General features: G+C 38.9%; 13 protein-coding genes. 12 read left to right on the top strand and 1 reads right to left on the bottom strand.

Annotated elements, in window-relative coordinates; all coding sequences use genetic code 11:
* Positions 1-37 precede the first annotated feature (37 nt).
* From ACFEL9_RS12390 to ACFEL9_RS12335, 12 genes are read left to right on the top strand one after another with little or no spacing between them, the layout of a single operon-like run.
* Positions 38-802: a transketolase gene (locus tag ACFEL9_RS12390; protein WP_385890322.1), complete on the top strand. Its 765-nt coding sequence runs from the start codon at positions 38-40 to the stop codon at positions 800-802.
* On the top strand, positions 795-1,721 hold the full coding sequence (locus ACFEL9_RS12385; RefSeq protein WP_385890319.1) for a transketolase family protein: 927 nt from the start codon (positions 795-797) through the stop codon (positions 1,719-1,721). The genes ACFEL9_RS12390 and ACFEL9_RS12385 overlap by 8 nt, the downstream gene beginning before the upstream one ends.
* A complete protein-coding gene (locus ACFEL9_RS12380) occupies positions 1,711-3,648 on the top strand; it encodes an NAD-dependent epimerase/dehydratase family protein (RefSeq protein WP_385890317.1) in 1,938 nt (645 codons plus the stop codon). The genes ACFEL9_RS12385 and ACFEL9_RS12380 overlap by 11 nt, the downstream gene beginning before the upstream one ends.
* Before the next feature lie 2 nt (positions 3,649-3,650).
* On the top strand, positions 3,651-4,391 hold the full coding sequence (locus tag ACFEL9_RS12375; RefSeq protein ID WP_385890315.1) for a class I SAM-dependent methyltransferase: 741 nt from the start codon (positions 3,651-3,653) through the stop codon (positions 4,389-4,391).
* Positions 4,392-4,398: 7 nt separating this feature from the next.
* Positions 4,399-5,103, top strand: a complete 705-nt coding sequence (locus ACFEL9_RS12370; protein ID WP_385890313.1) for a class I SAM-dependent methyltransferase — start codon at positions 4,399-4,401, stop codon at positions 5,101-5,103.
* A gap of 54 nt (positions 5,104-5,157) precedes the next feature.
* On the top strand, positions 5,158-7,191 hold the full coding sequence (locus ACFEL9_RS12365) for a hypothetical protein (RefSeq protein WP_385890311.1): 2,034 nt from the start codon (positions 5,158-5,160) through the stop codon (positions 7,189-7,191).
* Positions 7,192-7,225: 34 nt separating this feature from the next.
* Complete coding sequence (locus tag ACFEL9_RS12360) at positions 7,226-8,065, top strand: methyltransferase domain-containing protein (RefSeq protein ID WP_385890309.1); 840 nt, start codon at positions 7,226-7,228, stop codon at positions 8,063-8,065.
* On the top strand, positions 8,062-8,817 hold the full coding sequence (locus tag ACFEL9_RS12355) for a rhamnan synthesis F family protein (RefSeq protein WP_385890307.1): 756 nt from the start codon (positions 8,062-8,064) through the stop codon (positions 8,815-8,817). The genes ACFEL9_RS12360 and ACFEL9_RS12355 overlap by 4 nt, the downstream gene beginning before the upstream one ends.
* Complete coding sequence (locus ACFEL9_RS12350) at positions 8,814-9,671, top strand: hypothetical protein (protein ID WP_385890304.1); 858 nt, start codon at positions 8,814-8,816, stop codon at positions 9,669-9,671. The genes ACFEL9_RS12355 and ACFEL9_RS12350 overlap by 4 nt, the downstream gene beginning before the upstream one ends.
* Positions 9,668-11,848 carry a glycosyltransferase gene (locus ACFEL9_RS12345; RefSeq protein ID WP_385890302.1) on the top strand — a complete coding sequence of 727 codons (2,181 nt, stop codon included), beginning with the start codon at positions 9,668-9,670 and terminating at the stop codon, positions 11,846-11,848. The genes ACFEL9_RS12350 and ACFEL9_RS12345 overlap by 4 nt, the downstream gene beginning before the upstream one ends.
* A 6-nt stretch (positions 11,849-11,854) precedes the next feature.
* Positions 11,855-12,652, top strand: a complete 798-nt coding sequence (locus ACFEL9_RS12340; RefSeq protein ID WP_385890300.1) for an ABC transporter permease — start codon at positions 11,855-11,857, stop codon at positions 12,650-12,652.
* A 5-nt stretch (positions 12,653-12,657) separates the two neighbouring features.
* Positions 12,658-13,395: an ABC transporter ATP-binding protein gene (locus ACFEL9_RS12335; RefSeq protein ID WP_385890297.1), complete on the top strand. Its 738-nt coding sequence runs from the start codon at positions 12,658-12,660 to the stop codon at positions 13,393-13,395.
* Here ACFEL9_RS12335 and ACFEL9_RS12330 read toward each other — a convergent pair.
* Complete coding sequence (locus ACFEL9_RS12330; RefSeq protein ID WP_385890294.1) at positions 13,392-14,570, bottom strand: O-antigen ligase family protein; 1,179 nt, start codon at positions 14,568-14,570, stop codon at positions 13,392-13,394. The genes ACFEL9_RS12335 and ACFEL9_RS12330 overlap by 4 nt on opposite strands.
* Positions 14,571-14,668: the final 98 nt, after the last annotated feature.

Genomic DNA, 14,668 nt, shown 5'->3' with positions numbered 1-14,668 from the left:
TGCGGAAAACACAAGGTGTTGCTCTAAATAATTAATCATGTTGGATCAAAAAAAAAATTCGGTAAAACACAGGCTGCTAAAAATGTATAAAGATGCTAACGCCGGACACGTTGGCTGCTCGCTTTCCTGCCTGGAAATATTGGTATTTGTCAAGTTCGTTTTAATGAAAGAAAAAGATGAAATGATCTTATCCAAAGGTCATGCAGCAGCTTTATTGTATAGTGTGTTGTGCGAGTCGGGAGATATTTCCGAAAAAGAGATTGAAACTTTCTATAAAAATGGAACTTATCTATCCGCCCATCCCCCGGTAAATAAAATTAAGGGTATTCCGTTTGCCACGGGTAGCCTCGGTCATGGTTTATCACTGGCTGCCGGTCTTGGATTGGCAGGCAAACTCAAGCAATCCGACAAAAAGATATTTTGTATTACATCTGATGGGGAGCTCAATGAAGGAAGCACCTGGGAAGCAGCAATGTTTATTGCCCACCACAATTTAAAAAATGTAATATGGCTGATCGATAGGAATTACCTGCAGGGCTTTGGCCGGACGGAGGATACGTTAAGACTGGATCCTCTCGATAAGAAATTGGAGAGTTTTGGTTTTGAAGTAGCTGTTGCTGATGGACATGATTTTGATTCCCTAAAGGCGACTTTTGCACTTTTCAATCACCGTAAGCCCCTGGCCGTCATTTGTAATACTGTAAAAGGTAAAGATTTGGAATTGCAAAACACGGTCGACTGTCATTATTTGCCGCTAACTGATGCTGATTTTGAGAAACTATTAAATCTACACAATGCGTAAAGAATTTGCAGAAGCGGTCATTGAGTTTGTCGGTAAAAACGATAAGATGGTTTTTCTGACAGGTGACCTTGGCTATATGGCACTGGAAAACGTAAGAGATAAGTTAGGGCAGAAATTTATCAATGCAGGTGTAGCAGAACAAAACATGGTTACAATGGCTGCTGCCCTGGCTTATGAAGGATTTACCCCGCTTATTTATAGCATTTCTCCTTTCATTACTCTGCGACCTTATGAGCAATTACGCAATGATGTTTGCCTGCATAATTTGCCGGTAAAAATAATTGCTAATGGTGGTGGCTATGGGTACGGCATCATGGGTAGCACCCATCATAATATTGAAGATATCGGAAGCATGCGCATTTTGCCCAACATGAAAGTATATGTGCCGTTCACTAAAAACGATGTTGGTGAGGCCTTAAGGGAAATGTTGCAGGATCCTTCACCTAATTATTTGAGATTAAATTTGGCATCCAACCAGGGAGGCGTTCCTTCATTCTCGCCATGGAGAAAAATAAAGTCTGTAGATCGTTTTCCAAGTGCAGTGGTGATAGGTACAGGAACTGTGACGGACAATTTGTTTAAACTGCCAGCCCATTTATTAGATGAACTTGAAATATGGTTGGTGAGCAGGTTTCCGGTTTATGACCTGCCGAAAGAATTATTACACCAGGCCCGCGAGGCTGCAACGATCATTACAATAGAAGAACACCAGGGGCAGTGTGGTTTGCATGAAACTCTGGCAAGCCTTTTTTTAAAAAACCTTAAAACACCTGTGGCCTATCACACTTTGTTTGCATCGGGATATCCCAGTGGTAAATATGGCTCCCAGCAATGGCACCTGGAAGAAAATAACCTGGCAGGAAAAAATTTAGAAGCAAAAATTGAAGAATTTATAAGCATTGTCCCACATGTTAACTAGTCAAATAAAAAAAGAGATTCTTAAGTTGGAAGGACCCATCGCCGTGTTTGGCGCCGGTGGGTTTATCGGTAGTAACCTGTTTCGTCAAATTTTGCAATACCGGGATGATGTATATGCTATTACTTCAAAGGATCCTTTTGTTCCCTGGAGAATTGATGATTTAAGAGAAGACCGCATTCTGCATGCAGACATTACACAGTTAAATGATGTAAAAAAGCTATTCAACCTGCATTCATTTAAAACAATTTTTCATTTAGCAGCTTATGGAGCTTATTCCAAACAGAGCGATGTCAAACTGATTTACCAGACCAATATCATGGGGTTACTTCATTTGTTGCAGGTAAGCTCCGCGTATAACATCCGCGCCTTTGTACATGCGGGTAGTTCTTCAGAGTATGGCATCAATTGTAAAGGACCATTGGAAAATGCAGAGTTACACCCCAATAGTCATTATGCAGTCACCAAGGCCTCTGCCGCCCAGATGATAAAATACTATGGAACCTTATTGCAATTCCCTATTGTGAACCTGCGATATTATTCGATATATGGTGAATACGAGGAACCCGACAGGTTAATTCCCCAGATTATTGAAAAAGGAATGGATAAGCAATATCCACCTTTGGTGCAGCCGGATATCTCAAGAGATTTTGTATACATCGACGATGCATTGTATGCAACACTGCTCGCTGGTAATGCCGACTTTTCCGCAATTGGCGGACAGTCCATCAATATTGCCTCTAATAAAAAGACAACAATCCGGGATATAGCCAATACTGCCAAAGAAATCTTCGCTATACCTGGCGAACCGGCATGGGGTGATTTTGCGAACAGGAAGTGGGATTTGAAAGATTGGTACGGCAATGCTTCACTTGCCCATAAACTGTTGAACTGGAAAGCCGTTACTCCTTTGAAAGAGGGACTAATTAAAACGTATAATTGGCAAAAAGAATATTCAAAGCCATTGTATGAAAAGAAACTTTTCCAGGACCAGGTAAAACATAAGATTACTGCTGTAATTGCTTGTTACAAAGATGCCATGGCCATGCCTATTATGTATGAAAGACTGGTAAAAACTTTTCATAAGATCAACGTTGACTATGAGATCATTTTTGTGAATGACTGCAGCCCCGATAATACATCGGAAGTATTGCAGGCGTTGGTACAGCAGGATAAGCATGTGACAGGCATAGAGCATTCCCGAAATTTTGGCTCCCAAAGCGCTTTCATGAGCGGGATGGAAATTTCAACGGGTGATGTCGTGGTGTTACTTGACGGTGATTTACAAGATCCACCCGAACTCATTGAAGATTTTTATAACAAATGGAAAGAAGGATATGATGTAGTATATGGGCAACGGGTAAAGCGTGACGGTAATAAAACACTGGTGCATTTATACAAAGTATTCTATAGGCTGTTCAGAAACTTATCATATGTCCCCATTCCACTAGATGCAGGCGATTTCTCGATGATGGATCGCAAGGTCGTGACTGAATTGACTAAACTTCCGGAAACCGATCAATTTTTGCGGGGGCTGAGAGCCTGGGTTGGTTTCAAACAAACTGGTGTGCCTTATACAAGGCCGGAAAGAATGTTTGGCGTAACGACTAACAACTGGCGGAAAAATATAGGCTGGGCGAGGAAAGCTATTTTTTCTTTTAGCTATGTACCCCTTGAGTTATTGACATACCTGGGTTGGACATTGACACTGGTTTCATTTTTAGCGGCGCTTTTACAAATCGTCCTGTACTTAGCCGGCGCACAAATACCGCATGGGATTACCACCATTATCGTGTTAATATTATTTTTTGGCGGCATGAATATGTTGGCGATTTCCATTTTAGGCGAATACCAGGCAAAGATTTTGGAAGAGGTTAAAAAACGGCCGAAGTTTATAAGAAGAAAAGTGATAAAATCTTTGAATGACTGATAATGAAGGAGCAATTTCAACCCATTTCAAACACGCCTCCTGCAGGCCTTATAGGAAAAATGAAATTCTATGGAAGAATGTTATTGGACCTGCAAATATTAACAATATACAAGGATGTAAAAAAGCATTTACCGGCTTATAAAGGAAATATCCTGGATATTGGTTGTGGTCAGTCTCCATATAAATTTTTATTGAACGGGAAGGATACAAAATATTTTGGAATTGATATAATAGAGGCAAGTGAGTTTGGTTATCATAATCCGGATATTACCGCATTCGACGGCAAAAACATACCTTTTGAAAATGAAAAGTTTGATGCCGTGATTTGCACAGAAGTGTTAGAACATGTACAGGATTTTCAATATCTCATTGATGAAATATATCGAACTGGGAAAAAGGGAGCAGATATAATCGTTACTATACCATGGTCTGCAAGGTATCATTATATACCTTATGACTATTTCAGGTATACCCCTAGCAGTTTGAAAACAATGTTTAAACAGTTCTCTACAATAAAGATCAAAAACAGGGGAACCGATTTGTCGGTAATTGGCTCGAAAATAATCGTCCTGTTTTTTCGGGGGTTTTTTCCCCGGCCGCTATGGAAATATATTTTCCTGCCAATTTATTTACTATTCCTGCCTGTTCTCATTATATCTGTAATAGTAGCACATTTGGCAATAATTTTTAACCTCGGATCCATAGATGATCCGTTGGGTTACACTATCGTTTTGAAAAAATAAATGTAATATGGCAGCGATAAAAGATGATAGAGGGTTTAACCAGATTTTTGAACAAAGTAAAGTTAACCTTATAAGGCTTAAAAGAAGAGCTGAGTGGATGATCAGTGAAATGGACCCGGCCCCCGGCAAAAAGGTTTTGGAAATCGGATGTGGTACAGGTTATGTGGCTTATGTTATCGCCCAAAAGACGGACATGCAAGTTCTTGGCTCTGATTTATGTGAGCCGTTTATTGCCGAAGCTCAAAAGAAATACATACTTCCAAATCTTTCTTTTGAAACGCTTGATTTTTATAAAGCGGCAACGAGTATTCATGATAAATTCGATTATATAATCGGTAATGGCATTTTGCATCATCTTTATTATACCCTGGATGAGGTATTTGTCAAGTTGAAAAACCTGCTAAATCCCGGCGGAAAAATAATTTTTATGGAACCCAATATCTATAATCCTTATGTAGCTGCAATCTTTAAAAATAAAATATTGCGGAAATGGGCAAAACTGGAACCGGATGAAATGGCATTTTCTAAAAGCTTTATCTCTAAGAAGGTTCAACATGCAGGTTTCAAAAATATTCGGGTCAGGTACAAGGATTTCCTTTTACCCGGAATTCCAAAAGTATTCGTAATGCCTTCTATTGTATTGGGAAATATGTTGGAAAAAACACCATTGCGTATAGCTAGTCAATCAATCTTATTGAGTGCCGCTAACTAAAATCTTAATTATCATTCACTAATCAATAAGAGCAGTTAAAATCAGGAAATAGAAATGAATAATAGATTCGGGACTACAACATTGCAACAGACAATCATTTCCACCCTATTATTCGTTGCAACTCCTTTTATTATTTACTTCTTTTTCCTGGAGTGGAAAACCAATACACCCTACGGAGATGATCTCTTTATGTTTAGAACCCACGCCGAGATTGACACCATCACGGGAAAGCTAAACCTGCCATTGCTATTTGGCAAATACCGACCGATGCACGGTCTAAGCGTGCATTTACTGATCGAAAGCTTTGGAAAAAACCTTAACGGCTACTATCTCTTCAATGTTTTTATCCAGGCGGTAAACACGATTCTGTTTGCTATAACAGTAAATATCTTCCTCAGAAAGTTCTACATCTCTTTTTTTTTCAGCCTGGTAGCCGGACTTTCGATGTTTTCCTTTTTTAATATCACACAGCTTTTAAATGGAGGAGCATTGGAGGGATTGGCGATGAGCTTTTTCCTGGCTGCCCTGTTTTTTTCTGTCAAAGCCATTCATCGCTCTCAAACAAACTCACGGATCCAAAGAAATTTAATCGCGGCTTACGTATTTTCAAACCTAAGCATGTATACACATGAACGGTACGTTATATTGTTCCCCTTCATTATTCTTCTTATCCTTATACATCCAGCTTTGCGGGCATTAAGGACAAAACAGAAAGTATTTCTAATAGGAGCAGGAGTTTTTTCCATCCTATTAAACGTGATGATCAAAAAATATGTCTACGCCATGCCTTTCCTGATGGGAACTGCCAGCAAGACTATTGAGTTTTCATTCTCATCAGCGATGTCTTTTTTGGGCGACGCGGTCTTATCAATTTTCTTCATCAATTCGGGTCCCGAATATTTAATCGGGATTAGGTTTCCGGCATTACCGTTGCTGAATAAAGTAATAGTTATACTTCTATTAACAGGCTTTATGACCCTATTGGGGTATTATATAGCTGCACTCTTTAGAAAAAATCAGAGAGATAAAAAAGCCAGGACAGCTGACTTTTATACCTTTTTGTCATTGGCAGTTCTTTTTGGACTGGCTTTACTTCCTGCGATCATCACAATAAGGTTGGAGCAGAGATGGTTGCAGGCGTCCTTTTGCATTTTTATGCTCATGTGTGTTCTTGCAGCAGATAGGCTAATCGTTAAAAAAGTATATTTTAAATATGTTTACTTATTTCTTATCAGCATCTTTGTTGTTACCACACATTATTCGTATTTAAAGAAAGGAGCGGATAATATCTACCTGGTTTATTCGGAAAAAACAGCCGGTGCCTTTAAGAATGCAGCGACTGCAAACATTATTCGGCCTTCCACCGAAAAGCTGTATATCTGGGAAAAGAAAAATGATGAAAATGCCAATAACGCGATGCGTTGGAGCCTTGGCGATGGATATCTTCTCAGTTTTTATCAGGAAAAGCCCAAACAGGTAATTTTTGTCGATTCGTTATATGAAAAAAGCCACTGGCTGCCTGACACAACACTACGTAACTTCAATGCAAAAATAGACCAAATCGTATACTTGATCTATGGTGAGACCTGGCATGTTGTAGACATCACCAGAGATTACTTAAATGATACATTAAAGTATTTTACCACTGTTGGCCTTAATGAGGCAGCGATACGAAAGAGGATTGATTATAATCAGTCTTATGTTAAGATTACGAACGCAGATACAGCCAAATTTCTAATTGACGGACTTTACCAAAATGAAAACGGGGCAAGTTGGACCAACGGGAATGTTAGTTTTGGTTTCAGGGGTGATTTCGTAATTGATGATTCAGTAACATTGCTATTAGAAACTTACCTGCCGCCACCCTGTAAAAACATCATTCCGAGGTTGTCGGTTCTTGATTTCGGTAATAACGAATATCCAGCGGCATTAATCCGGAGAGAGGCAGACAAATTTACCTATAGGCTGGATGTGAAAAGGGCATCACTTGTTCAAAAAATCAGAATCGTTTCAGACGTCATTCAAGCAACTCCTCCAGATCAGCGAATCTTGTCCTTTCCATTTATCAGTTTGGAAATAAGAAATTAGGATGAATATTTTTAACAGCTCTAAAACTCATAAAATGAAAATTTTTCGATTGCGAAGCTTTGATGAATATAAGGTCCACGTTGAAAAGAATAGAGCTAACTATGAAAAAATGAAGCAGTATGAATCTGCTATTTCATCCCGTGATCAAAAGGAGTTTACGGTTAAAGGATTCTCCTACCCGGCCAATCAGTATGTTGATTTTAAAGTTGACTATTTGTATTCCGATGGCAAGCATATAAACTGGCGGGAAAGACTGATATGCCCGGTTACTGGATTAAATAATCGCCTTAGAAGTTGCGTTCAGATGCTGGATTTTGAATTAGGTCCATACCCCGAAAGCCAAATCTATATCTCTGAGCAGGTAACCCCGCTTTTTTCATTCCTTAAATCAAGATATTCTAATCTTATTGGATCAGAATATCTAGGTGAAAATTTGAAACCGGGTGAGATAAGAAATGGCGTACGGCACGAAGACATGACACGCCTGTCTTTTGCAAATAACTCGGTCGACTTTTATTTGTCTTTTGAGTGCTTTGAGCATATCCCTTTTTATAAAAAGGCAATCACCGAGGTATACCGAGTGATTGACGATAACGGAATTTTCCTGAGCAGTTTTCCATTTGACAGAAACAGCCAGTCAAATTTTATAAAGGCGACAATAGATGAAATGGGAAATATCGTATACTTAACAGAGCCGGAGTATCATGGGGATCCGGTAAGCGAAAAAGGAATTCTTTGCTACACAATATTTGGATGGGAAGTGCTTGACGAATTTAAACAAGCAGGCTTCCGGGATGTGTATGCCTTATTTTTATGGTCTGATGTGTTTGGATATCTTGGTGGGGAGCAAGTTTTTTTTGTAGCAAAAAAATGACAGCCATTGTATCCATATTATTTCATAACTACTACGGCCAGCATCATCGCTGGGCTGAATTCTTTTGCCAGAAGTTGAAAGTGCCGTTTGACTTGTATTACAACTTTGTTGGAGACAGTATTTATAATATTGATACCAGCCTTTCGGATTTAAATGACATTCGTCAAAACATAAACAGCCCTTTCTTAAATGAGATCAATTTTCGCCGGGCTTCCAATAAGGGTAAAGATATCGGCGGTAAGTTAATCCTGTTGGATGCCTGCTTGCGCAACAGCACAAACAGTGAGTTTATAATCTTTTTGCACGACAAGAAAAGTCCCTATAAAGTACACAACAGGGAATGGGAACAGCGTCTTTATCGCATAATAGAGCCTGATTTTGTTGAAAAAACGTTAGCCATATTTGAAGAAAATCCTAAAACCGGAATTGTCGCTTCACAGGGTACTTTACAAAATGAATATGATTATAATAAAAATTCATTTATAAGTAATAACAGGAAGGAGTTAAACCAATTAAAGGAAGTTTACAATATTACAATTACTGATCATCGTTACGTGGCGGGTACAATGTTTTGGGTACGTACGCTTCCTTTACTTACTTTTTTCCGAAAGCATGTGCCACTTGATATAAGAAAAAGACTGGAGGAAGGAAATGTGCTGGATGAAGAGTATGGAACCTATACCCATTCCTGGGAAAGGATGTTGAGTTGGATTATTAGTAACCAAGGCTATGATCTAAAAGAATTACCATGATCAATAACGTAATTTTTATAATGGATTTTGGTGTACAAGATGTCAACTCTTTACATTTGTTACCTGGCGATAATTGCTGCTATTCGCTAGTGATCAATCCATCTGTCAACAATGAGCTCAATGACGCTTACCAGTTAATACAAAATGCAGAACATTTATTATTCTCACTGACAGTGAAAGTTCAGGAGTCGTTGAGTCCAGAAGAGATAACTTCTATCGCCGCGTTTTTATTTTTACCGACTTATTTTGGACTTAATGGGAAATGCATCGTTTCAATGCTCGGAAAATCCCGGGAAACATTGGAGGATGCAGCTATAAGATTATCAGACTACCTGTTGCAACAAGGAATAAAGAATGTTTCCGTACACAAACTATTACAAGGCGACGCCGCAGCGAATGAATTTCCTTTTTTCCAGCCTGGTGATCAGTGGTACCTTGATTATCTTGCCCTGCTTCAAAGCGGAAATAGTTTTGACAAACCGGTCTTTTTTTACGCAAGTTCGACGGCAGAATTGAAAACGGCTATTATAAATTTTCAAATGATAGAAGCATCGTTTAAACAAGAGTCTCCGCGGATTTTTGAGTTGATCCTCCGCAACCGGGAGCTTCAACATGAGACAGATGAGCTAAAAAGGAGGCTAATACGCCTGGAAGGGGAACTAAACAATCAAACACAGTATAACGAAATTTTGCGGTCCGATCACTCAACCAAAGACCTACAACTTTACTACAACAAAGAATATGAAATATTACCTCTTTGGTATAAACGTTTCGGACATATATTGAAAGCATTGACAGGCAAAAGAACATTCAGGTCATTATTCAGGGACGATGTAAAAAAATATAAAGATTGAAATACTGGTTATTAACAACGGAATATCCTCCTTTTTTTGGTGGTGGCATTGGTACTTATTGTGCCATCACTGCAAAAATGTTGTCTGAGAATGGGCATGATGTAACCGTGTTTGTTTGCGATGCATCTGTACGTGATGTTGTTGAGGAACAAAAAGAAAATCTTAAGATAGTTCGCTTCAATACTTCGAGGACGAAATCTTATGCTTTTTTAGGTCATGTTACCAACATCAGTTACGAATTTGCTCATATTGTAAAAGATTTTATCAGCAAAGAGGGCAAGCCTGATATCATTGAAGCGCAGGAGTATCTCGGCATCGCTTATTATTTGCTGCAATACAAATATCTGTTGTACGATTGGTGCAAGGATGTGCCAGTATTAATTACCATGCATTCGCCATCTGCATTGTACATGGAATATAATCATGTACCCATGTATCGCTATCCCAATTACTGGGTATGCGAAATGGAACGATTCTGTTTGCAGGCCGCTGATCAAATTGTTTCTCCCAGCAGGTATATGTTAAAGGAGTTGGAGCGAATATTTACGCTAACTAACAAGAATGTTGAAATTATTCCCAATCCTTTTGAAAGCAAGATGAATAATATGCTTCCTTCGACCGATCCCATAAAGAAACCTGACGAGATCGTTTTTTATGGAAAGTTAACGGCACAGAAAGGTGCTTTCAGGTTGATGACCTATTTTCAGCGGCTATGGGACAGTGGCTTTGAAAGGCCTTTGTATTTATTGGGCGGTCAGGATATTGTCTATCATCCGGAAGGGATATCTATGGGTGACCTTATCCGAAAGCGATATAAAAAATATATCAATCAGGGTTTACTGAAATTAGAAGACAGGATAAAGCCAACCGAAGTGAGTGCAAGACTTGCCAGAGCAGAAGTGGTGATCATCCCCAGTGATAATGACAACCTTCCCTATGTGGTGTTTGAAATGATGGCCCTTGGCCGGATACTATTGGTCTCAAAACAGGGTGGGCAATCAGAGGTGATTGAAAATGGTGTTGACGGTTTTGTATTTGATCATAATAGTCCGGAAACGTTTTTTGATCAACTGGATTTAGTACTTAGGCTGGACAACAATCAACGCAAAGAAATTTCCGCGAAAGCCATCAGGAAGGTGGAAGAAAGATATAGTAGTAAGGTGGTGTATCAACAAAAGAAACAACTGGTTGAAAAACTGCTATCAAAAACTTCGAATACAACACATTTTCCCTTTGTCAGAAATACCCTGGCTGTTGATATTCAAGTTGAAAGCAAAATTTCGTTTGTAACAGGTAAACTTTCAATAGTGGTACCCTATTACAACATGGGATCATATATTGAAGAAACCATCCAATCACTGCAAAATTGCGACTATAGCGATAAAGAAATCATTATCATCAATGACGGAAGCACAGAGTCTTCAAGTATCGAAAAGTTAAACTTGTTTCGCAAACATGCGGGAATAAAAGTTCATGATTTTCCCAATGGTGGGTTAGCAAAGGCAAGAAACCTTGGGGCAGAACTTGCCAGCGGCGAATTTCTAGCTTTTCTGGACGCTGACGATACGGTGCATTCAAAATATTATGCCAATGCTATTAAGGTATTTCAGCAATATGATAATGTTCACTTTGCCGGTTGCTGGGTACAATATTTTGGAAACTCGCAAAATATCTGGCCGGCATTTATGCCGGAGCCGCCGCTGATCCTAAATCACAATATGGTCAACTCCAGCAGCCTGGTATATAAACGAGCTTCCTTTCTCGCATTCGGAAAAAATGATCCTACGATGTTATTCCAGGGTTATGAAGATTACGACAGTGTAATTAGCATGTTGGCACATGGCTTGGGTGGTGTTGTATTACCGGAGCCCCTATTTAATTACAGGGTTAGATCCAATTCGATGTACCGGGCTATTTCGAAATCAAAAAAATTGAATTTGTATCAACACATCAGCAACAAGCATGAACAGTTTTACGCTATTTTTGCAGTCGATCTTTTCAACCTGCTAAATGCTAATGGGCCCGGCATCTTACTTGACAACCCATCCCTTGATCTTCACCTGGCTGATCGATTGCCAATAGGAGGAAAATTGTCTGCAAAAGCTATTGATTTAATAAAGCGAAATCGCCTGGCGAAAACGATTGCTTATAAAATTTATAAAACGATCAAAAAATAGTTGACTATGCTTATCAGGATTGTGACGGATTGGCTCAGGCGTTCAAACAAACTGGAACGGCTATGGCTGATGGCCAAAATAGAATTTAAACTTAGGTATTATGAAAATAAATTGGGATTGTTATGGGCATTGATAAAACCTGTGTCTGACATCGTCATTTACTATGTGGCATTTGAGATGATCATGAATCAGGGAATACCCAACTTCATTTCCTTTCTTTTTATCGGGCTTATTATCTGGAACTTTTTTGTCGAATCTACTACGGGCACCATACAAATATTGAACACCAAGAAATACTTGTATGAGTACACCAACATGAATAAGATCGAAATTTACCTCTCACATATCTTGAGTAATTGCATTGGCTTCTTTTTTAACTTTTTCATGTTTACCCTGTATTTCCATTTTTTTGAAAAAGGCATTCCCGGTTATGGCCTGAATGCAATTTATTTTATCCCAATTTTTCTGAACCTGATCATTATTTCATTGGCCATTTCATTAATACTATCGAATATTTATGTCGTAGCAAATGATGTCACCCAAATTTGGGCCGTTGTAATCAGCATCGGCTTCTGGCTTTCACCCATATTATTTAAACTTGAAGTTTTTCGCAACGCCTTACCCGGTGTTGACTACATTAACCCGTTGGCGGGGATAATTATCAATGCCAGAAATGTTTTGTTATATCATACTGAACCCGATTGGGGACTGTTCTTTTTTGGCTGGGTATATGGCATCATCTTATTAATGTTGGGATTGTTATTGTTGAACAAACTTGGCTCAAAGGCTGCGGAAAAATTATGATAACTATGGAAAATCATGAATATGCTATAGTGGCGAAGAATATCAGTAAAACATTTCATATTACAGAAGATAGCAACAACACGATCAAGCAGCGTTTGTTCAATCTTTTTAATTCGCCAAAGGCTAAAAAGGTACAGGCATTAAAACCTGTATCGCTGGAAATAATGAAAGGAGAATGCATTGGCCTTTTAGGAAGAAATGGCTGTGGAAAATCTACATTGGTCAAACTATTGTCCGGTGTTTATACTACGGATACCGGCGATCTTAAAATAAATGGCTCAACCATGCTGATGAATCTTGGCGTCGGTATGAGTCATGCATTAACTGCCAGGGAAAATATTTATGTTTCTGCATCTGTGCTTGGCCTGAGAATTAAGGAGGTTGATGCAATCTTTGACAAAATAGTTGAGTTTGCAGAGCTACAGGAATTCGTTGATACTAAAATAAAGTATTTCTCGTCCGGTATGGTGGCAAGATTGGGCTTTTCAATTGCTGTAAATGCAGGTGCAGACGTGATGTTTTTGGACGAAATATTTGCAGTGGGGGACATGAAATTCCAGGAAAAAGCAATAAAAGTATTCGAAAGTTCGTGGATACAGGGTAAGACTGTGGTGTTAGTCAGTCATAGTATGGATGTGATTAAAAAATATTGTACCCGGTCTATATTTATGAAAAAGGGAGAGTTAAGTTTTATTGGTGATACCGATAAAGCAATTGAGTTGTATATGGCAGATAATAATTAATGAAACCATGTGTTTACTCTCGGTGGTCTTTTACACGAAAGCAAAAAGGGTATAAAAAAACCAAACAACATGGCGCCAAGACTTCGGTCAAAATAGTTTTCGGTAATCATGGCCAGCGCAAAGGTTGCAAGTATGAGCAAAGCCAGGTTGTCCTTGCTGGAGAAAAATTGTAGGGCAGGAAAAATAACCCAGCCTGCAAGAAACACCAGCAAGCCTATGATTCCCAGACTATAAAGTATGTCGAGGTAGTTGTTGTGGACGTTCTTGTTGGTGGTAATAGCGAAATGGAATTGTTTTTGTTCATACACTTTAAACAATTCATCCTTTTTATCTCCCAAACCTACCCCCATGAGGGGATGCTCTTTGACTAGTTGCCAGCCACATTGCCAGGCAGCCAGTCGGAAATTAGCGCCATTCCACTGGCCGGAAGTAAGTTCACCGGCATAGTGGCTTTCTTTTGCCTGACTTTGGTAGTCAAATTGGGTAAACGCCAGTTCTTTAAACCGGTTAATTGTTTTTGGAAAAAATTTGAAAATCAAAAAGCCAGCGATGATCATGCCCATTGTCAACGTTGCTCCTTCCAGCCATTTTTTCTTTTGGAAAACATAATAAAAAGAAAAACCAATGGTGGTGGCATATAGAATGAGCATCATATTTCGGCTGGCCAAGAGGTAACTAATGATAAATAAAAAGAAAATACCGAATCCCAGCCAAAATTTATATCCGGCGAATAACCGGGAATAAAGAAGGTGATAGCCAAAAATGTAAATGGATATGTTAACTAATAGTGATGTGTAAATGGATTGCTGACCTATAAGGAATGATAATGCATCGTTATAGAGCCAGGCGGTGTCATTGTGTTGACTATAACGGAAAATGGCGTAACAAAGGCTAATGAAGCAGGAAATGGTTACAATGATGGCTGTACCGAGTAGTATTTTATCCCGTTGTTCTTTTGATAACTGTATTAAACCAATACTGAAAGGAAACAAGATTAGGGGTAGACGTAATTGCAAAAACCGGGAGGCAGCCTCATGATTACTGGACAAAAAAGAGCTGACAAAAAGTAAAAATGCAAAAGCCAGCATAAACCAAACGGATTTTCGTTCTTTAAAAAGACGGATTTTCTGCTGAATGGGGTTATTGACAAGTGTTATCAAAATTAATAGACCCATTATGATAACTTTTAATGCAGCAGCAAATGAAAAAAACAGAGAAGCAATAAATAATAGATAGCAGGGTATGATAAAATGCTCCCTTTTCATTAAGATAA

This window comes from Terrimonas alba (genome assembly GCF_042434975.1).
Classification (GTDB): domain Bacteria; phylum Bacteroidota; class Bacteroidia; order Chitinophagales; family Chitinophagaceae; genus Terrimonas_B; species Terrimonas_B alba.
Note: the sequence above shows the minus strand (reverse complement) of the source record. Positions and strands in the feature narration are given on the sequence as shown.

Excerpts from the sequence above, each read along its gene's own strand:
- ACFEL9_RS12390 (WP_385890322.1), top strand. The coding sequence starts at position 38 with ATGTTGGATCAAAAAAAAAATTCGGTAAAACACAGGCTGCTAAAAATG.
- ACFEL9_RS12385 (WP_385890319.1), top strand. The coding sequence starts at position 795 with ATGCGTAAAGAATTTGCAGAAGCGGTCATTGAGTTTGTCGGTAAAAAC.
- ACFEL9_RS12380 (WP_385890317.1), top strand. The coding sequence starts at position 1,711 with ATGTTAACTAGTCAAATAAAAAAAGAGATTCTTAAGTTGGAAGGACCC.
- ACFEL9_RS12375 (WP_385890315.1), top strand. The coding sequence starts at position 3,651 with ATGAAGGAGCAATTTCAACCCATTTCAAACACGCCTCCTGCAGGCCTT.
- ACFEL9_RS12370 (WP_385890313.1), top strand. The coding sequence starts at position 4,399 with ATGGCAGCGATAAAAGATGATAGAGGGTTTAACCAGATTTTTGAACAA.
- ACFEL9_RS12365 (WP_385890311.1), top strand. The coding sequence starts at position 5,158 with ATGAATAATAGATTCGGGACTACAACATTGCAACAGACAATCATTTCC.
- ACFEL9_RS12360 (WP_385890309.1), top strand. The coding sequence starts at position 7,226 with ATGAAAATTTTTCGATTGCGAAGCTTTGATGAATATAAGGTCCACGTT.
- ACFEL9_RS12355 (WP_385890307.1), top strand. The coding sequence starts at position 8,062 with ATGACAGCCATTGTATCCATATTATTTCATAACTACTACGGCCAGCAT.
- ACFEL9_RS12350 (WP_385890304.1), top strand. The coding sequence starts at position 8,814 with ATGATCAATAACGTAATTTTTATAATGGATTTTGGTGTACAAGATGTC.
- ACFEL9_RS12340 (WP_385890300.1), top strand. The coding sequence starts at position 11,855 with ATGCTTATCAGGATTGTGACGGATTGGCTCAGGCGTTCAAACAAACTG.
- ACFEL9_RS12335 (WP_385890297.1), top strand. The coding sequence starts at position 12,658 with ATGGAAAATCATGAATATGCTATAGTGGCGAAGAATATCAGTAAAACA.
- ACFEL9_RS12330 (WP_385890294.1), bottom strand. The coding sequence starts at position 14,570 with ATGGGTCTATTAATTTTGATAACACTTGTCAATAACCCCATTCAGCAG.